The following is a 20095-nucleotide window of genomic DNA, read 5'->3' as shown; positions in this document are numbered from 1 at the left end:
GTTTTAACTGCCATTGAGCAGCAGCTGTTTATGTCTACAGTGACTTCACGGCTGCCACAACGTTCTCAACCGTAAATCCGAATTTCTTAAAGAGCTGTCCCGCTGGTGCGCTGGCGCCAAAGCCCTTCATGGTGACGGTGGTTCCGTCAAGGCCCACATACCTGCCCCATCCGAAATCGCCCAGTGCCTCTACCGCCACTCTCTTGCGAACTGCCTTTGGAAGGACCTTCTCCTTGTAATCCTCAGGCTGCTCCTCGAACACGTCCATGCTCGGCATGCTGACAACACGCACATCCACGCCCTCTTTTGCCAGTTCTGCCTTTGCACCCACTGCCAGCTCCACCTCGGAACCAGTGGCAATGATGATGGCATCCGGAACTTCCTTTGCGGAATCTTCCAGTATATAGGCTCCCTTTAATGCCTCCTTGCTGGATCCGGCCAGCTGCGGCAGGTTCTGTCTTGTGAGTACCAGAGCCGTAGGAGTCTTTTTGGAAGATACGGCGCTGTACCATGCAGCAGCTGTCTCCGTGGCATCCGCCGGACGGTATACATGGAAGTTAGGCATGGCGCGCAGCATAGCCAGCTGCTCGATGGGCTCATGGGTTGGTCCGTCCTCGCCCACGCCGATGCTGTCATGGGTAAATACAAAGGTAAGGGGCACACCCATAAGAGCAGACAGCCTTGCCATCGGCTTTGTATAATCGCTGAACACAAAGAAGGTGGACACAAATGCCCGCAGGCCGCCGTGAAGCATAAGACCGTTTCCGATAGCGGACATGGCCAGCTCGCGGACGCCGAAATGCAGGTTGCGTCCGGCATAGTTATCCTTGGAGAAGTCCCCCATATCAGCCATATAGGTCTTAGTGGACGGAGCCAGGTCTGCTGCTCCTCCAATCAGGTTCGGCATCAGGTTCTTAAGTTTCTGAAGCTGCTTGCCGGACAGGCTTCTGGTAGCATCCGGCTTGTCCTCAAATGCCCAGTAGTCTTCACTGTCATAAACATCATTAGCCAGATTGGGATTATAGAATTTATCCCATAATTCCTTCATCTCCGGATATTTCCCGCAGTATTCCGCAAATAATGCGTTCCATTTTTCCTCTGTCTCAGCGCCTCTCTCAGCGTATGCCTTATAATTGGCATATACTTCATCCGGTACATAGAAAGGCTCCATAGACGGCCAGTTCAGGAATTCCTTCATGGCTTTTACATTGTCATCTCCCAGAGGCTCGCCGTGAGCGCTGGCCTTGCCCTGCTTAGCGGGACAGCCGTAGCCAATCTGGGTCTTTACGGTGATGAAGGACGGACGTGCGGTATCTGCCTTTGCCTCCTCGATGGCCTTGCCGATGGCATCCAGATCATTTCCGTCCTCAACGGTAATCAGCTGGAATCCAAAGGCTTCCATGCGCTTCTGCACGTTCTCTGTAAATGCAATATCCGTGCTTCCCTCGATGGAAATACGGTTGGAATCATAAAATACAATAAGCTTGCCCAGTCCCAGGGTACCTGCCAGTGAGAACGCCTCGGAGGAAATGCCCTCCATCATGCAGCCGTCGCCGCCCAGCACATAGGTATAATGGTCAACAACCGGATATCCGTCCTTGTTGAATACAGCTGCCAGATGGGACTCGGCCATAGCCATGCCGACTGCCATGCCCATGCCTGCGCCCAGAGGGCCTGTGGTGGCCTCAACGCCTACTGTATGGCCATACTCCGGATGTCCCGGTGTCAGAGAATCCATCTGGCGGAAATTCATCATATCTTCTTTTGTAAGGCCGTAGCCGAAAAGATGAAGCAGGGAATACAGCAGTGTGGAGCCATGGCCTCCTGAAAGGATAAAACGGTCCCTGTTCTCCCATCCCGGATTCTTAGGATTATGGTTCATATGTTTTGCCCACAGCTCAAAGGACATGGCTGCGGCTCCCAAAGGAAGACCTGGGTGGCCTGATTTGGCTTTCTGTACAGCATCTGCTGCCAGAACGCGGATTGCATTGACTGACATGGTATCAATCTGATTCATAGTTCCCTCCATTCCGGTGCCCCCAAGGGGGCCCACGCATCATAGATGTTATTTTTTTACCAACTGCCCTTTATTATACCAATTCCATCCATGCAGGGCAATACTTTTTCTCGCAAAAATCAGTGCAACATTTTGCGGTTCTTTGCGTTATTTTGCAAATTTAAAAACAATTGTTATAAAAAGATTATAATTTAAACACATTTTCATCACATTTTAATTTTAAAACTGTTTGGTGTATATGTTTATAAAAAACTGACAGGAGGACACAATCAGTGATTGAAGTAAAAAATCTTGTAAAAGATTACGGCGGCCATCTGGCAGTGGACCATTTAAGCTTCCGGGTGGAAGACGGCCAGATATACGGCTTCCTGGGCCCTAACGGAGCCGGGAAGTCCACTACCATGAACATCATGACCGGTTATCTGGGCGCCACAGAGGGCCAGGTCATCATAGACGGCCACGACATACTGGAAGAGCCTGAAGCCGCAAAAAAACGCATCGGGTATCTGCCGGAAATTCCGCCTCTGTATATGGATATGACCGTGGATGAGTACCTGGAATTTGCGGCCTGCCTTAAAAAGCTGCCGAAAGCAGGGCAGAAGGACGCTATACAGGAAGTGATGGAACTGGTTAAGATTACGGATGTCAGAAAACGGCTGATCCGAAATCTGTCCAAGGGTTACCGCCAGAGGGTGGGTATGGCCCAGGCTATTTTAGGGAAGCCCTCTGTTATCATCCTGGATGAACCCACTGTGGGACTGGACCCGAAACAAATCATTGAGATACGGGATATGATAAAGGGATTGGGCAAACAGCATACCGTCATCCTGAGCTCCCACATCCTGTCTGAAGTAAGCGCTGTCTGCGACCATATCATGATTATTGCCCACGGAAAGCTGATTGCCAGCGATACTCCTGAAAACCTGGAACAACGTTTAAAAGGCGCCGCGGGCCTGGAGCTGACGGTAAAAGGCAGCGAGGAAACGGTAATGCCTGTGCTGGAGGAAATTCACGGTCTGTCCATAGAGCGTATAGGGGCCGGAGGCGAGGCAGGCACCTGTGTGGTGAATCTGCAGTTTGGAGGGGATGAAGATAGCAGTGTTTCGGGGAGCGGTATTGGTTCCGGCGGTGGCATTGCTCCCGGCGGCGGCATTGCTTCTAGCGGCGGCATTGCTTCCGGCGCTAAGACAGATATCCGCGAAACCATTTTTTACGCCCTGGCCAATCACCGACTTCCCATCCTGTCCATGGCTCCCTCCAAGGCATCCCTTGAAGAAATATTCCTGGAGCTGACAGAGGACTCCCCGAAATTGCGGGAGGACAAAGGCGTCACAGACCCCACAGACCCATCAAAGGAGGAGGATTCCCAATGAGAGCTATCTATAAGCGGGAGCTGAAATCCTATTTCTGCTCCATGACAGGCTATGTTTTCATTGCTTTCATGACCATGTTCATGGGCATTTATTTCATGGTTTACAATATGATTAACGGTTACCCCTATTTTTCTTATACACTTAATTCCATCCTGATGATACTTATGATTGCGGTGCCGATTCTGACCATGCGCAGCATGTCGGATGAACACAGGGCGCGGACAGACCAGCTGCTTCTCACCTCCCCTGTGTCCGTATGGGGCATTGTTATGGGAAAATTTCTTTCCATGGTCACTATTTTGGCTGTCCCCATGGCCATTGCCTGCCTCTGTCCCCTTATCATCCGAAGCGCCGGCACCGCTTATCTGACCGAGGACTATGCATCTATACTGGCCTTCTTCCTTTTGGGATGTGTGTATATTGCCATTGGGCTTTTCATCTCCTCCCTTACGGAAAGCCAGCTCATAGCCGCTGCAGGGACCTTCGGCATACTGCTGCTCAGCATCCTCTGGCCAGGGCTTTTAAACTTTATACCGGCTGCCGCATCAGGTTCCCTGGTCGGTTTCCTTATCCTGTGGACCCTGGTGTGTTTTATCCTATACCGGCTGACCGGCCATATCCCCCTTTCCCTTGGACTGGAAGCAGCCGGAGCGGCAGTCCTTATAGGAACCTTTTTCGTAAAGCAGAGCATATTTGAACGGGCTCTGACCGGACTTCTGGGAAAAATCGTACTGACAGACGTATTTGACGGCATTGTCAGCAGCCATATGCTGGATGTCAGCGGTCTTGTCTATTATCTGAGTGTGGCCGGTATATTGTTGTTCCTGACGGTCCAGTCAATCGAGAAAAGAAGATGGAGTTGAATCATATGACCAGAAAATGTAAAAAAGGCAGCTATATGGCACTGTTCACCCTTGTGGTCATTGCCGCTGTCATTGTACTCAATCTGATAGTGGGAAAGCTTCCTGCCAAATACCTGAAACATGACTTAAGTTCCAACAAAATCCTTACCCTGGGTGATACAACCAGGGACATCCTGGCACAGCTGGACAGAGACGTTACCATCCATATTGTGGCCGATCCCAACTCAGTGGATGAGAGGATTACATCCTTTGTGAATCTGTATAAGGACCTTTCCCCGCATATTTCGGTGGAAGCCAATGACCCTGTGCTTCACCCGGATGTACTTGCTTCCCTGGACACAGAGCCCGGCAATCTGATTGTATCCTGCGAGTCCACCGGAAAAAAAACATCCATTTCATTTGACCATATCATCCAGTTTGACCCCATGGTTTACTACCAGTACGGGCAAATCAAGGAAACCGCCTTTGACGGTGAAGGACAGATTACCAGCGCCATCCGCTATGTCACAAGCGATACAGCGGCGACCGTATATACCCTGACCGGACACGGGGAAACCGCCCTCTCGTCAGCCGTCTCAGATGCCATGGATAAATCCGGCATGAATGCAGCCGATCTGAATCTGCTCACCCAGGGAGCCGTTCCCCAGGACTGCAGCCTTCTCATCATGAACGCACCTGTCAAGGATATCTCCGCGGATGAAAAAGAAACTCTGACCGATTACCTGAAAAACGGCGGCCGCATGCTGCTCCTTGCCGGCTGTACCCAGGATACATTGTCCAATCTGACAGATTTCATTTCCCAGTACGGAATGGACCTGAAAAATGGATTTGTGGCCGACCCGGCTCCCCAGCATTACTACAACAATAATCCCTTTAATGTAATTCCGGATTACGACTTTGCCAGCAGCCTTCTCTCAGGAATTGATTCCTCCGCAGCGGCCCTTCTGGTCCAGCCTGCGGGTATGACCATACAGGAAAATCCTTCGGAGGACATTGCGGTCCAGCCCTTCCTGACTACCTCTGATTCTGCATTTTTAGTGGATCCTGCCACGCAGGAAAAGACGCAGGGCACTTATGTGCTGGGAGCTGTGGCCACGGAGACTGTAAACGAGGAAGAAGGCACATCCTCCATGCTTACCGTCATCACAGCGCCAAGCATGATTGATGATTCCATCCTGTCACGTTTCCCCAGCATCACCAACCTGACTCTGTTCATGAACGCCGCGGCCAACGGACTGCCCGGAGTCACACCGCTGTCCATCCCCAGCAAAAGTCTGGATATTACCTATAATATGGTAACATCCGCCGGATTGTGGAGTGCGCTGTTTATTATCGTGATTCCTGTCATTTTCCTGATTGCAGGCTTTGTGATCTGGCTGAAGCGCCGGAAGCTATAAATCACGTTTATACGCATCACATATAACATGTATCGCACGTAAGTGACCGGAATACGGTCACTTACGTGCTCATAAAAAGGAGGTTAAACATGAAGAAACATATACGGCCAATGGTTCCCGCTCTGGGAGCCCTGGTCCTTCTATGCGCAGCCTACGCCATTATCACCTGGCATCAGGGGAGGAATGCTGAATCACAGGCCCTGTCACCGGAAAATGCTTCTGTATATATGACCGACCTTCCGGAGCTGTCTTCCCTGTCCTGGACAAAGGACGGCAAGAGTCTGTCCTTTACCCGTGAAGGCGGTACCTGGTATTATAAAGGGGATACGGACTGCCCCATCCGCCAATATCCCCTGACCACCCTGTCAGATACTCTGTCCCACTTAAAAGCTGAGCGGAAGCTGGAAGGCGCGGATTCTCCGGAAGCATATGGCCTGGATAACCCTTCCGTACGGTTTGATACCGTTTCCTCTGATGGTTCTTCTCACTCTATCCTGGTGGGAAGCCAGGTTCCCGGTACCGGCGGTTCAGGCCCGGACGGTTCCCAGCTCCCCGCCCAGTATTATGCAGCTATGGACGGGGACAGTCAGATTTATACCATCGGCAATTATCTGACCGAAACAGCTACCAAGGGACTTTATGATTTTGTTGAGACAGAATCCCTTCCCCATGTGGCTGGTACCGACATCCGGGAAATCACTGTATCCAGGAACGGACAGACCAGACGGTTCTATAAGAAGACCGTGGATGACGCAGGCAATATTGCCTGGTATAAGGACTCTGACGCGGACGAGGCCAACCGCCTGGATGACAATGGCGCTCTTAATAATCTGGCGGATGCCATAAGCGGTTTGTCGTTCCAGTCCTGTGTATCATATAAGGCAAGCGATGAGGAATTAGGCAGCTATGGCCTGTCTGAGCCGATTATGACGCTTTCCTGGACATATGAAAACGGAGAGGCGGACGGCGCCTTATCATTGGCCATTGGAAGTTCCACCGAAGATGGTACAGGCTACTATACCAGAAAGGATGATTCCAGAGCCGTGAATCTGATATCAAAAGAGGCGGCAGAGCGTTGTCTCAATGCTGCCTACCCAAAGTAATGTGAATTATACTATGAAGTTGTGCTAAATTATGAAAGGGAAACAACACCGCATTTCTGCCTGTTGTCTCCCTTTTTTATAACTGTTCTAATATATGGATTGCCCTTAAGCCCCTTCCCTGCGATCCCCCGCACCTCTGTCATGAAGCACAAAGTGGTTCTTCTGAAAATCCAGTATCCCCTCAGCCCGCATCTTACTCAGCTCGCTGGACATAGCGCTCCGGTCCACACAGAGATACTCAGCCAGCTCCTGGCGGTTATGGGGTATGTCAAAATCCCTGCCCCCTTTTGCCATGGCCTGCTCTGACAGATAGGACAAAAGCTTTTCCCTGGTGGTCCTGCGGCACACATGCTCCAGTTTGTTTTCCAGCTTCACATTGTGCTCCGACACCAGACGCAGCATGTTGTGTATGAACCTGGTATGGAAATCGCAGGCCAGAGGACAAAACGTGATCATCCGCTGGTAATTGAGGAACAGGGTCTCGCATCCCCCCTCTGCCACCACGCTCACCGGCAGCACCGGGGTCCTGGCGCAGGAATAGGACTGGCCAAAGAGCTCCCCTTCCTTTATATGATATATGTGTTCCTGATGTCCCCAGAAATTCTCCTGGATAACGCATGCCTTCCCCCTCAGCAGAACCAGCACCTTATTGACGGATTCTCCCATGCGGAAAATGTATTCCCCATCCTCATAAAGCACCTGCTCCGAGGCACAGCATTTTAACAGGGTATAGAGCTCGTCATCATTTATGCCATAAAATAGCGGAGATTTTTTCACAAGAGACAGCCATTCCTCCATATTTGCCCTTCTTTCCGTTGCATTTACAACTCTTTTGCTGTAAATATTATATAATCAAGAGATTTTTCCGTCAAGAGGGATTTTTTGTGAGATAAAATCTCATTCAACATCACCGGACATCATCCATTTCCAGCTGTTTTTTATATATCCCAATGACTTTTTTCATGGCCTCCTGGCCGGGAGCCCCTATGGTAAGGCGCTTCTCCACACAGGTCTTCATGCTGATGGCCTCATATACATCCTCCTCAAACACCGGACTGATGGCCTTGTATTCTTCCAGGCTGAGATCATCCAGGGCAATTCCTTTGGCAATGCAAGCAAGGACCAGCTGTCCCACGATGCCGTGGGCATCCCTGAAAGGCACTCCCTTATTCACCAGATAATCCGCCGCATCCGTGGCATTGGTAAAGCCGTTCTTTGCACTGGCCTCCATTACCTCTTTCCGAAAGCTCATAGATGAAATCATGCCGGTAAACAAGGCCAGGCATCCCTTTACTGTGTCAATGGCGTCAAAGGTAAGCTCCTTATCTTCCTGCATATCCTTGTTGTAAGCCAGAGGTATCCCCTTCATAGTGGTCAGCATGGATACCAGGGCGCCGTATACGCGCCCGCTTTTGCCGCGGATCAGTTCTGCGATGTCAGGGTTCTTTTTCTGAGGCATGATGGAACTTCCTGTGCTGTAGGAATCATCAATCTCCACAAAACGGTATTCGTTGGTATTCCATATTATGATTTCCTCGCAGAACCTGGACAAATGCATGGAGATAGTGGACAGGGCGCTGAGCAGCTCAATCAGGTAATCCCTGTCAGCCACTGAATCCATGGAATTAAGGGTAGGCCCGTCAAATCCCAGAAGCTCTGCCGTGTATTCCCGGTCCAGAGGATAGGTGGTGCCTGCCAGGGCGCCTGAGCCCAGAGGGCAGTAATTCATGCGCCTGCGTATATCCTTAAGGCGGGAGCGGTCCCTGGAGAACATCTCGAAGTAAGCGCCCATATGATGGGCCAGGGTGATTGGCTGGGCCTTCTGAAGATGGGTGAAACCAGGCATGAAGGTGTCTGTATTCTTCTCCATAACCGCCAGCAGCTCTTCCAGCAGTTCCTTCACCAGCTCTTCGATGGCGTCAATTTCATCCCTGGTATAGAGCTTCATGTCCAGGGCTACCTGATCGTTGCGGCTGCGTCCTGTGTGAAGGCGTTTTCCCGCCTCCCCAATCCGCTCCGTCAGGGTACCCTCTACAAAGGAGTGGATATCCTCATATCCGGAATCGGATGATATGGCCAATTTCCCATTATCCAGGTCTTCTAAAATGCTTTCCAACCCGCGGATAATATCATCCCTGTCCTGTTCCGTGAGAATTCCCTGCTTGGCCAGCATTTTCACATGGGCTATGCTGCCCCTGATGTCCTGACGGTAGAATTTCTGGTCAAAGGAAAGGGATTCGTTAAAATTGTGTACCAGCTGATTGGTCTCTTTCGTAAAACGTCCGCCCCATAATTTCATGGCTCTTATCTCCTTATTTCTAAATTTCTTTTGTCCTGTATTCTTGTTTACTGCGGCTTTCCTGGTTTGCTGCGGCTTTCCTGGTCTGCTGCAGCTTTCCTATTTACCGCTGCTTTCCTGTTTACTGCTATTTTCTTTTTTCTGGCCCTTTTTGTTCTCTTTGCTTTTCTTTCTTATGCTGTATCCGCTTACTGCACGGTTCTTTTTCTTCTTCCGGCTGATTCCCACCAGCACAGTGACTCCCAGGACAGCCGCGCTGGCTCCGGTAATCCAAGCCCCGGTCCTAAGTCCCTCCGGTTCATAGGAAAAGCTGATTCGGTGGGTCCCTTCACCGATATCCACTGCCAGAAACGTGTCAAACATTTTCCGCGGGGTCACGGCCTTGCCGTCCACCAGTATGGTCCATCCCTTATCATAAGGAATGCTGGTATACATAACGCCGGCCGACTCAGCGGTGATGCTGCCTGACAATTCCGTATCCGTCCACCTGGAAAGCACCATGGGATTCTGGTTCATTTTTCCGTAAACAGCTTCCAGGGCCTGGGGATTAAAACGCCACACCTCTGCCTGCAGGGTCGGGCTGCCGTCATCTCCTGTCTCCAGGCGCACCTCCACATCCTTGTTGATACGGCCCAGCTCCATGAAGTAGCCCCTGTCCACATTATCAAAGCTCTCGGTCTGCTCTCCGATTACAGCCGTGACCTCCTTTACCTTCTTATTGGTCACATACACATAGTAATCGCCGGTTTCCTGGGCTGTAAATGTAAGTTTCCTGCCCTCTGTCACACTTTCGTTGGGAAGCAGTACATGCTCTGTATCCAGCACATCGCAGAGATCGTTCTGGACATGGGCCGGATTCCCGGAATCCAAAATCCAGTTTCCTTCCACATCCGACGGCAGCATAAATGCCACGGGCAGGGTAAATTTATTCTCATACAGCCACATACTTCCTTTTCTCCCGGACAAATCCCTAAGTCCATCGGCAGGCTGCTGGTCCCCGTATATGCCATAGCGAACGGACATCAGACTGTCCACCAGAGGCGTGCTTCCTGTGATGCTGTAGGCATTGGTGGAGCTCTCACATCCCATCCTGCGGAAGAAATCCGACAGGGAGGCATTGGCTGTGGATGAAAACAGGGATACGGACGGGAAATTCATCCAGGCGCCGTCATTCTTTGTCTTTCTGTCTGTCTTTTCCACACGATAGAATGTATCCGACTTAATATTCCACACCAGATCCTCCACGTCCTGGTTATCTTTCACATAAGAAGTTCTGCTGGTGGTAGGGATGCTGGTTACCGCGGTATTCACAGCCGCCTCAATGGCAACCACGGCCAGAGCAGTGAGAAGAATGGCGTCCAGACTCCATTTTCCCTTGTGGTACAGGTAAATCAGACCTCCATATATGGCAATGAACAGGAGTGCCGCATAGAACACGGAAAAATGGTATTGTTCCGGATTATCCACCAGCTTCTCTGCCAGCAGCACAAAGGAAACAGCCCCCCAAAACGCCAGGCATACCGATTTCCAGGACATATACTGCAGATGAATATAGGCGTGGTAACACATAAACAGCATCAGTGCAATATAAATAAAGGACTGACGGCAGGGAAGGCTGTTGGGATAGTGGAACCCATGCCAGATAAAATTCAGCACATTGACTGAAAAGCTGGCGTAAAACAGAACCAGCATGGAGCAGTACACTGCCTTTTCCCTGAAGGTAATCTTCCTGCTGCCCAGGTATAAAAGGAAGAACATAAGCACTGCCACACCGCAGTATATATTGGGCCAGTGGTCTAATCCTATCTCGGTTCCCACATTTCCTATATGACGGGCAATCATATCAAAGATGGAGAAATAGGATGAAAAGGTTTTAGGGAAATCAAAATCCCCTGACGCCGTGACCTGCAGCGCATAAATCTCCGGCAAAAGCACCACCGCGGCAAGACCGCCTGCCAAAAGGGAATAGAAGGCAAACCGCAGCCCTGTTCCCATGAACTCCCCAAAGCTTTTGGGCGGATTGAGCGTCATCTGCGCAATCACATAGATAACCATGAAAATGCAAATCATGATGGAAATATAGTAATTGGAAAGGATGGAGAGGCCCAGTGTGATGCAGTAAAGCGTCCCCTTCTTCTCCTTTACCAGCTGCTCCAGACCCAGCAGAATCAACGGGAACAGCATGATGCAGTCCAGCCACATGATGTTCCAGCTGTAAGCAGCCATATAACCGCTAAGGGCATAAAAAATACCAAAAAAGCCCACGCCGAACTTCTTAACTCCAAAGTGTTTCTTCAGATACCACGAAAAGCTAAGGCCGGACAATCCTGTCTTGAGAACAATGAGTATGGTCATAAACTCAATGATAAACTTCTTCGGGCATAATATCAGAAGCCAGTTTACCGGGCTGGCCAGATAATAGGCATAGAGCGCAGAAAAATTCACCCCCATGCCGATATCCCAGCTGTAAAGCAGGCTTCCCCCATGGGTCAGCTTATACTGGAACTCTGAAAAAAACGGGGCATACTGATGGTACATATCCGTCCTGAGAAAACACTCTTCCCCAAATGGAAAGATACCTCTCTGGGCAAATATGATAATCATGGCCACCACTGGGACAAAAAATGCTGCCACAAGACCATCTGAAGGCTTTAGCAGCCGAAGTCCGCGCCTGTTTTCTGTCTGTGACATCCCTGTCTCTCTCTTATCGTACTGCTGCCTGTCCTGTCCGGCAGTCTCATTCTCTTCTTCCATTCCGTATTCGTCTTCCTCTGATGTATATTCGTCTGCTGTATATCTATCCGCTATATAATTATCTGCGGCATATTTATCCGCTGCATACTTATCTGCCGCATATTTATCCGCCGCATATTCATCTGCGGCATATTTATCCGCTGTATACTTATCCGCCGCATATTTATCTACCGCATATTTATCTACCGCATATTTATCTACTGCATATTTATCCGCTACATACTTATTCGCCGCATATTTATCTGCCGCATATTTATCCGCCGCATCATATTCCGAAGCATTTTCCTCTGATGAATCATCACCGAAAAGATACGCCTCCAGTGTGCCTTCTTCCGTTAAATATTCCTCTGATGTCGTTTTATCCCCGCCGGAAACCGGCTCCTTTGAGAGCGCTTCCTCCCGGGCTTTATCCTGCATGGTCGGTTCTGGCTGCACAAGCTTCAGGATTGCGTCAAGCTCCCGTTCAACCCGTTCTATCTCTTCACGTTCCATCACAGTCACCTTTCTCTATTCAGGCTTATTCTTGAATATCCAGAGTTTGCTGAAAATATAGTTCAGTACCATGTTGATTACAGAGGATGTGAATTTGCAGAACAGCTCATACAGCATTCCCCTGTCGCCGCCTAATTTCACCATGACCACCATGAGCACCCAGGTAACGGCTCCTGAGAACGCCCGTGCAGCCACAAATGCACCCACTTCCTTCACAAGGTAGGAAGGCCGCAGATTATAATTGCGGAACACAATAAGCTTGTTCACCACATAGGCAAACAGCACAGCCGCCAGCCATGACATGGCCTGGGACAGGCCTACGCCTATCTCAATCTGCCTCAGCAGGGCATATACCGCAAAATCAACTGCCGTGGTGAGAAACCCGCATATAATGTAGCTTACAGTCTCGTAGTTAACACATTTTTCCCATAGTTTACGTAACATTTTCTGCTCCTGCCCTGTTCCAGAGTGCACACACACAATCCCTGGAGCAATAATCCCTTCTATTATATGGTAGCATCATGGAATTGTAAAGAAAAAACCATTATCTGTCCAGGAAATCCTCGGCTCCCCTGGTGTAATGGAGTTCCCCGTCTTCCGTAAGGAATATGCCATAGATTTGGTCCATGGATTCTATGAGCCTGGTGCCCTCTTCCAATCCCAGTGCAAAGCAGGTGGTGCTCAGTCCGTCCCCGTCCACTGACCTGGGGGAAATGATGGATACCTGGGTCAGCCCATTTTCATATGGGTAGCCGGTAGCCGGATCCAGTATATGATGATAGTTGACACCGTTCTCCACAAAATGCCTCTCGTACACCCCTGAGGAAACCACTGACATGTCGTCTATTTTCAATGCCGCCACTGTCTCTGTATGAGTTGCGTACGGCCTCTGGAGTCCTATTTTAAAAGGGGCGCCGTCCGGCCGTTTTCCCACGCAGAGCACATTTCCTCCCAGATTGATGACCGCACTTTTCACACCGTTTTCTTCCAGATATGCCTTCATCTGATCTGCTATAAACCCCTTGGCTATGGCGCCCAGGTCAATGGTTGTCTCATCATTGAGAAAGGTGACCTGTCTGCCGTCCAGGAGCACGTTTTCATAGCCCACCTTTTTAAGGTCCGCCTCAATCTCTTCCTCAGGCGGCACATGAGGCGTCTTTCCTGTAAAATCCCACAGGGAACTTAAGGGCTCTATGGTTATATCAAAGGCCCCCCGGGACATACGGCAGTACTCCAGCCCCTCCGACAGTACCTGGGCTGTTTTCTCCGATACCGTGATGGTCCTCTCGCCCGGCCTGCGGTGGTTCAGTTTGTAAATCTCGCTGCCCTCCAGGGTTCTGCTGAGCAGCTTCTCATAGTCGGAACAGAGTGTCATGCAGCCGTCCAGAATGGTCTGGTCCTCTGAATCGTATAAGGTGACGGTGACAAATGTGTTCAACAAAAAAGACGACCTGGTGACAGGATCCGCAACTTTCTTGCTGCATCCTGCCAGCCAAGCCGTGCACATGATAATCAAACCTGCTGTTATTATTGTCTTTAATCCTGTATTTTTCATGCCTTACATTCTAGCACCCGGGCATGTAAAAGTCAAGGCAGCCCCATCAGGCTTTGGTCTCTTCCATGTACTCATCCATCACAGCGTCCAGAATATTCTTAAGTGTCTCTGGCGCTCTGCCTCCCACCGGCGTGCCGTCAATCTCATTGGCAGCCACACACAGTTTGGTGGATGATGTCACCAGAACCTCGTCCGCATCCATCATCTCCTTCAGGGTATAGGGAGTCTCGCTTACAGGAATCTCCAGTTTCTTACAAATGCGAATCAGGTGGGCTCTTGCAATGCCCGGAAGAATCAGATTGTCCGCAGGAGCCGTGTAGAGAATTCCATCCTTCAGGATATGGCAGTTGCTATGGGCACATTCCGTCACACGGTCGCCTCTGTGGAACACTGCTTCCTGGCATCCTGCTTCCTTTGCTTTCTGGGCAGCCATGACGCTGGGCAGCAGATTCAGGGTTTTGATGTTGCAGTGAAGGAAACGGGTGTCCTCCTGGGTAAGCAGGCGAATCTTCTTGTACAGGTCCGGTGTTCCCATGGGCTTTAACATAACCCAGAGATTGGCTGGCACGTTCTCCGGAAATTCATGGGTTCTGACAGCGGTACCCCTGGTTACCTGGAAATAGATAAACAGATCTCCGGTATCCATCTTATTGACCAAATCCTGAAGCAGCGCCTTCAGCTCTGCCTTTGTGCACGGCACCTGCATCTTGATAAGGCCTGCGCTGTTGAAGAAGCGGTCAACGTGCTCGTCAATTGCAAAAATCTTGTAATTGCGGCAGGGACCTGCATCGTATACACCGTCTCCAAACCAGCATACCCTGTCATTCATGGGAACGCTCATGTTCTCCAGTTCGTCGTACTTTCCATTATAATATCCAAGCGTTTTCATATATGTAATCTCCTTTATAATAAAATATTCATTGAAACATGATGCTAAAACCGCTTTTTCTCTTCTTCCGGTATGGCGGAATACATGTTTTTGATTTCCTTCAGAACGAAATGGGTCCTGGTGGCAGACACACCGGGTATGCTCTTGATGGTGCGGTGGATGCGCTCCAGCTCATCGGAGGAGGCGCAGGATATCTTCAGCACAAAGTCATAATCTCCGGTCAGATAGTAGCAGTCCAGGATATTAGGGTGATCCATGATCACCTCGGTGAAGGAGTCATGGAACCTGGGATGTTCCAGGCTGATTTCCATTAGGGCTGTGACATCGTTCCCCAGGGCCTTGGCATCCACCCTTACCGTATAGCCCTTGATGATGCCGGACTCTTCCATCTTCTTGATGCGGTCCAGTACGGCCGATACGGACAAATGAATGGCTTTGCTGATGTCTGAGGCTGTCTCCCTTCCGTTCTCTTTTAGGATGTTCAGTATCTTATAGTCAAGTTTATCCATCTTGTCCCCCTGTTATTTTAGCTTTTCAAATGTGATTTCGTAGTATATACTGGTAGGTGGATAGAATGCATTTTCTGCACTGCCCTCGCCGTGACTGCCCGGTACGCAGTGCGCCTTGCCGCCGGGCTATGCCCTTTGTCCGGGTCACAGGCTTCGTGGACATTATAACACAAATCATCCAGGAGTTGTACTATGAATCTCTCTTATTTGAAATATGCGGTAGAAGTGGAAAAAACTGGGTCCATCACTAAGGCGGCTCAGAATTTTTATATGAATCAGCCTCATCTGAGTAAAATCATCCGTGAGCTGGAACGTGACCTGGGCTGTGACATTTTCGACAGGACCAGCCGCGGGATGGTTCCCACCAAGAAGGGTGAGGAGTTCCTGCGCTATGCAAAGGCAATCCTGGTCCAGGAGGAACAGATTGAGGCCCTGTGCGTGAAGAACAGCGAAAAAGCCCTGGAGGTGAATCTGTGTGTTCCCAGAGCCACCTATATTTCCTATGCCTTCTCTGATTTTCTTAAGCATATGGACAGCTGTCCCTCTGTCAATGTACATTACATGGAAACCAATTCCAGGGACACCATCCGGGGTGTGTCAGGCAAGACCTTTGACGTGGGCATTATACGCTGTCAGGCCCTGTATGAATCTTATTATATGAAGCTTCTCCAGGATGAGAACCTGGAGTGGAAGGAACTGTGGCAATTTTCCTGCAATGTCCTTATGTCCCCCAGCCATCCCCTTGCCTCCAGGGACAAGCTGACTTACCTGGATTTTACCGATTACATTGAAATCGTCCAGGGCGACATCCAGAATCCTTCCTTTACCTTTGAGGCCCAGGATGCCTCTGCCACCGGCGGCAACTCCAAGAAAACCGTTTCCATCTATGACAGGGGAAGCCAGTTTGAGCTGCTGCGCCAGCTGCCTGGTTCCTATATGTGGACCTCGCCTGTGCCCTACGGCTGTCTCACCTCCTCAGGTTTGATTCAAAAGACATGCAGTTATCCCGGAAACATCCACAAGGACCTGCTGATTTACAGGAACGGATACCGCTTTTCCAAGGAAGAGGAGGAGTTTCTCCGGTGCCTTTCACGGATGGTAAGCCGTCTTTCCGATTGACCCGCCGGGCGCACGTACATAAAAGCCCGTCAGCCCCTTCATTGAGCGGCTGACGGGCTTTTCGTTTACTCTTAAATCCCGTTTTTTCCTATTTAGTTTGTTCCTATTTATATAGTGTAATCCGTTTTACCACGACCCAGAGAGAATCCTCGCCAGCTCACTGTCCTCGTTCAGTATGACAGTCTTATTGTCCCCTTTCATGGAAGCCTTAAGGGCATCCAGGGATCGCACATAATTATAGAAGTCGGCCTTTGCCTCGTCATTGTAGGCATCGCTCAATATCTGCATGTATCTGGCCTCGCCCTCCGCCTTGATCTTTTCTGCCTCAGCGTTGGCCTTGGCTATGGTCTCCTTTACCGTCTTATCCGTCTCATTCTTAATCAGGGATGACTGGTAATCGCCGTCAGCCGTATACTGGGCCGCGATGTTGTTTCGCTCAGATATCATTCTCTGGTACACGGACTCCTTGTTGGAATCGGGAAGATCCAGCTTCTTTGTCTCCACCGCATAGATGTGGATGCCATAGGAATCCATGGCATCACCAATATTCTCCGTGATGGTCTTAGCCAGGTTCCCGTCACGGCCTGATATAATATCCGCCTGGTTGGTGGAGGAAAGCACATTTTTGATGGAGTTATATACCACGTTCCCCAGCCTGACCTCCGCCTTTTCCTTGCTGGCGTTCAGTGACGCCAGATATTTCACCGGATCATTGATATCCCATATGACGAAAGAATCAACGGTCATTACCTTTTTATCCTTTGTGGTTACATCGCTTGGATACAGGTCGGAAATCATCTTATACTTAGGTATCTTCTGCACAGACTGCAGGAAGGGAACCCTGAGGGATGGTCCTGCCGAATTCTCTACCCGGACCACCTTTCCGAACTGAATAATCAGGGAGTACTCGTTGGATTTTGTGACCACCAGCGGATTGAAAATGGTGACAGCCAGGAGCACGATAACAATGATTCCCATGTTTCTCATAAATTTAGTCAATGTCTTCATTACTGTCCACCTCCGTTCTGGTCATTGCCCTCATACAATTCCTCCTGGTCATAGGAGCCGGACTGGCTGCCGCTGTCGGCCCCTGCCTGATTTGCCCGTCCTGTCTGGTCCGGCTGATTTGCCTGGCTGTTGTATGAACCTGCCAAAGAGCCGGTGCTGCTCTGGGTTCCGGAGACAAAGGAGTCCAGGGGAAGCATGGTCTGTGTCCCGTCTGATCCGTTTATGATGACCTTAAGCCCTGGAAGGATATCCTCCATGGTCTCATAGAACATCCTCTTCTTTGTAATAAGAGGATACTTTGCATATTCCTGGTACATATCGTTGAACCTGGATACCTGCCCCTCTGCCTCGCTGATTCTCTGCTGGCGGTAGGCTTCCGCGTCCCTTGCAGCCTTGTCCGCCTCTGCATTGGCTGCCGGTAGCCGCTCGGACTGGTACTTCCTGGCCTCGTTGATTTTGGTATCCATGCCCTGTTTCGCATCCTCAACTGCCTTAAACGCATTGTTTACAGCGTCTGTAGGCGGCTGCGCGTCCTGGATGGTCACATTGTTAATACCCAGGCCGATGTCCTCCTGCTCCAGGCGCTCAGACAGCAGTGCCTTCACCTTAGCCTGAATCTCGGATTTGCCGGTGGTGATGACCTCGTCCACGCTGTAGGAGCCCACCGTATCCCTGATATAGGACTGGGCCAGGTTTTTTAAAATCGGAATGGCCGTGTCGCTGTGGATATACGCCTTAATGGGGTCCACAATCTGGTACTCAATGTAAAAATCCACATTCACAAAGTTAAAATCCTTGGTTATCATCTCTGACTCAGACGAAACCGTTATCGGATTGTTCTCGCTGTCCGCATGGTTCTGTGCATTGTAATCCGGGTCATATCCAATGGGCATGCCCTTGATTTCCTTGGACATCTTATGTACCTTCTGTATGAAAGGCACCTTGAACTTGGGTCCCGAGGTAGTGACGCTGCTTGGACGGCCAAAGGTGGTAAGCACTGCCATCTCGTTCTCTGACAGGGTATAGAAAGAATCAAAGGCCGCAATGGCCAGAACAGCCACTGCAATGGCTATCTTTATGGGGCGGAGCATCCGCTTCATCCTCTTATTGCTTTCTTCCCCGTTGTCAAATACTACTTCCGGTCCCTGATCTTTTTTACCACCTCCAGGTCCCACGAACTTCTTACCCATGAAAAAATTCATCCGGTATTCCCCTTTCTCAGTCATTTTAGAGAAGTATACCATAAGTTTCACATACCGGATAGCATTTCTCTCCAGTTTCCAATATTTTTATAATTCCGTTCGGGAGATACCGGAAAAGGAATACCGGTATTCCTTTTTCATACCTACCCATTCCAGGTCAAAGGTGTTAAGATGTAATCGTTAAAGAAATAACACATCAAAACAACATTTTACATATACTGGGAGGTATTATCATGAGATTTACACTGCCAAGAGATTTGTACCATGGAAAAGATGCACTGGAAGCCCTTAAGACCCTGGCCGGCAAAAAAGCCATTGTTGTTGTGGGCGGCGGGTCCATGAAACGGTTTGGTTTTCTGGACAAGGTAGTTGATTACCTGAAGGAAGCCGGCATGGAAGTTCAATTATTTGAAGGCGTTGAGCCGGATCCATCTGTGGATACAGTTTTAAAAGGTGCTGCTGCCATGCAGGAATTTGAACCTGACTGGATTGTGGCTGTGGGCGGCGGTTCTCCCATTGACGCGGCAAAGGCAATGTGGGCATTCTACGAATACCCCGACACATCCTTTGAGGACCTGATTACACCATTCAGCTTCCCGACCCTTCGTACCAAGGCTAAATTCTGTGCGATTTCCTCCACATCAGGAACAGCAACTGAGGTTACCGCATTTTCCGTTATTACTGATTATAAGAAAGGCATCAAATATCCTCTGGCCGACTTCAACATCACCCCTGATGTGGCTATCGTGGACCCGGCCCTGGCTGAGACCATGCCAAAGAAGCTGACCGCACACACAGGAATGGATGCCATGACCCATGCAATTGAGGCTTATGTCTCAACCCTTCACTGCGAGTATACGGACCCGTTAGCACTCCATGCCATCGAGATGATTAACGAGTATCTGATACCTTCTTATAACGGGGATATGGAAGCCCGTGATAAGATGCACGATGCACAGTGTCTGGCCGGAATGGCGTTTTCCAATGCTTTGCTTGGAATCGTACACTCCATGGCTCATAAGACAGGTGCTGCATATTCCGGCGGTCACATTGTTCACGGTTGTGCTAATGCAATGTACCTTCCCAAGGTTATAAAATTCAACTCCAAAGAACCTGAGGCCGCCGCCAGATATGCGAAAATCGCTAAATTTATCAACCTTCCCGGCACCACGGATGAGGAACTGACAGATGCCCTTATTGCCCGTCTCTTAGAGATGAACAAGGCCCTGGACATCCCGGCCTGCATAAAGGATTATGAAGGCGGAATCATTGATGAGAAGGAATTTATGGATAAGCTTCCAAAGGTTGCCGAACTGGCCGTAGGCGATGCCTGCACCGGCTCCAACCCAAGAACCATCACTCCTGAGGTTATGGAACAGCTGTTAAAATGCTGCTACTATGACGAGGAAGTAGATTTTTAACTGCCCCCTTTTGTGTTACACTCCATATATACGGTTTGTTTTTACTGCCCGAAAAGGGTGGGAAAGAATTCGTCTTTCCCACCCTTTTCACATT

General features: G+C 49.8%; 16 protein-coding genes. 6 read left to right on the top strand and 10 right to left on the bottom strand.

What is annotated here, in order from left to right; translation table 11 throughout:
• Nucleotides 1–34: 34 nt before the first annotated feature.
• Nucleotides 35–2017: a transketolase gene (gene tkt / locus LI015_RS04255; protein ID WP_002568463.1), complete on the bottom strand. Its 1983-nt coding sequence runs from the start codon at nucleotides 2015–2017 to the stop codon at nucleotides 35–37.
• Nucleotides 2018–2289: 272 nt separating this feature from the next.
• On the opposite strand from tkt, the gene LI015_RS04250 reads away from it, so the two are divergent.
• The 4 genes from LI015_RS04250 (at nucleotide 2290) to LI015_RS04235 (ending at nucleotide 6753) form a co-directional block, all read left to right on the top strand.
• A complete protein-coding gene (locus tag LI015_RS04250) occupies nucleotides 2290–3390 on the top strand; it encodes an ABC transporter ATP-binding protein (protein WP_227124212.1) in 1101 nt (366 codons plus the stop codon).
• Nucleotides 3387–4253 carry an ABC transporter permease gene (locus LI015_RS04245; RefSeq protein WP_002568465.1) on the top strand — a complete coding sequence of 289 codons (867 nt, stop codon included), beginning with the start codon at nucleotides 3387–3389 and terminating at the stop codon, nucleotides 4251–4253. The genes LI015_RS04250 and LI015_RS04245 overlap by 4 nt, the downstream gene beginning before the upstream one ends.
• A 5-nt stretch (nucleotides 4254–4258) precedes the next feature.
• Nucleotides 4259–5650, top strand: a complete 1392-nt coding sequence (locus LI015_RS04240; protein ID WP_227124211.1) for a GldG family protein — start codon at nucleotides 4259–4261, stop codon at nucleotides 5648–5650.
• Nucleotides 5651–5739: 89 nt separating this feature from the next.
• A complete protein-coding gene (locus LI015_RS04235) occupies nucleotides 5740–6753 on the top strand; it encodes a DUF4340 domain-containing protein (protein ID WP_227124210.1) in 1014 nt (337 codons plus the stop codon).
• Nucleotides 6754–6858: 105 nt separating this feature from the next.
• On the opposite strand, the gene LI015_RS04230 is transcribed toward LI015_RS04235, so the two are convergent.
• From LI015_RS04230 to LI015_RS04200, 7 genes are all read right to left on the bottom strand, one after another.
• Entirely contained in the window at nucleotides 6859–7551 is a 693-nt protein-coding gene (locus LI015_RS04230; RefSeq protein WP_227124209.1) for a Crp/Fnr family transcriptional regulator, read from the bottom strand.
• Nucleotides 7552–7660: 109 nt separating this feature from the next.
• Nucleotides 7661–9052: an argininosuccinate lyase gene (gene argH, locus LI015_RS04225; RefSeq protein WP_227124208.1), complete on the bottom strand. Its 1392-nt coding sequence runs from the start codon at nucleotides 9050–9052 to the stop codon at nucleotides 7661–7663.
• A 99-nt stretch (nucleotides 9053–9151) separates the two neighbouring features.
• Complete coding sequence (locus LI015_RS04220) at nucleotides 9152–12298, bottom strand: YfhO family protein (protein WP_227124207.1); 3147 nt, start codon at nucleotides 12296–12298, stop codon at nucleotides 9152–9154.
• A 15-nt stretch (nucleotides 12299–12313) separates the two neighbouring features.
• A complete protein-coding gene (locus LI015_RS04215) occupies nucleotides 12314–12742 on the bottom strand; it encodes a GtrA family protein (RefSeq protein WP_002568471.1) in 429 nt (142 codons plus the stop codon).
• 100 nt (nucleotides 12743–12842) lie between these two features.
• Nucleotides 12843–13805 (bottom strand): FAD:protein FMN transferase, encoded by a 963-nt coding sequence (locus tag LI015_RS04210; RefSeq protein ID WP_002568472.1) that lies wholly within the window; start codon nucleotides 13803–13805, stop codon nucleotides 12843–12845.
• A 94-nt stretch (nucleotides 13806–13899) separates the two neighbouring features.
• Nucleotides 13900–14742: an aminotransferase class IV gene (locus LI015_RS04205; protein WP_002568473.1), complete on the bottom strand. Its 843-nt coding sequence runs from the start codon at nucleotides 14740–14742 to the stop codon at nucleotides 13900–13902.
• Between the two features lie 44 nt (nucleotides 14743–14786).
• Nucleotides 14787–15251 carry an Lrp/AsnC family transcriptional regulator gene (locus LI015_RS04200; RefSeq protein WP_002568474.1) on the bottom strand — a complete coding sequence of 155 codons (465 nt, stop codon included), beginning with the start codon at nucleotides 15249–15251 and terminating at the stop codon, nucleotides 14787–14789.
• A 192-nt stretch (nucleotides 15252–15443) separates the two neighbouring features.
• On the opposite strand from LI015_RS04200, the gene LI015_RS04195 reads away from it, so the two are divergent.
• On the top strand, nucleotides 15444–16370 hold the full coding sequence (locus LI015_RS04195; RefSeq protein WP_002568475.1) for a LysR family transcriptional regulator: 927 nt from the start codon (nucleotides 15444–15446) through the stop codon (nucleotides 16368–16370).
• A 126-nt stretch (nucleotides 16371–16496) separates the two neighbouring features.
• Here the strand turns inward: LI015_RS04195 and hflC are convergent, their stop codons facing one another.
• Together hflC and hflK are read right to left on the bottom strand one after the other, a co-directional pair.
• Nucleotides 16497–17378, bottom strand: coding sequence for a protease modulator HflC (gene hflC, locus LI015_RS04190; protein WP_002568476.1), 882 nt, complete (start codon nucleotides 17376–17378; stop codon nucleotides 16497–16499).
• Nucleotides 17378–18580, bottom strand: a complete 1203-nt coding sequence (gene hflK, locus LI015_RS04185; RefSeq protein ID WP_117625374.1) for an FtsH protease activity modulator HflK — start codon at nucleotides 18578–18580, stop codon at nucleotides 17378–17380. Before hflK ends, hflC begins: the two co-directional genes overlap by 1 nt.
• 233 nt (nucleotides 18581–18813) lie before the next feature.
• Between hflK and LI015_RS04180 the strand changes: the two genes are divergently transcribed.
• Entirely contained in the window at nucleotides 18814–20001 is a 1188-nt protein-coding gene (locus LI015_RS04180) for an iron-containing alcohol dehydrogenase (protein WP_002568478.1), read from the top strand.
• Nucleotides 20002–20095: the final 94 nt, after the last annotated feature.

It is taken from the genome of Enterocloster sp. 210928-DFI.2.20, from assembly GCF_020554465.1.
GTDB lineage: Bacteria > Bacillota > Clostridia > Lachnospirales > Lachnospiraceae > Enterocloster > Enterocloster bolteae.
The sequence above is the reverse complement of the archived record's forward strand: the minus strand, read 5'-3'. Positions and strand labels throughout refer to the sequence as shown.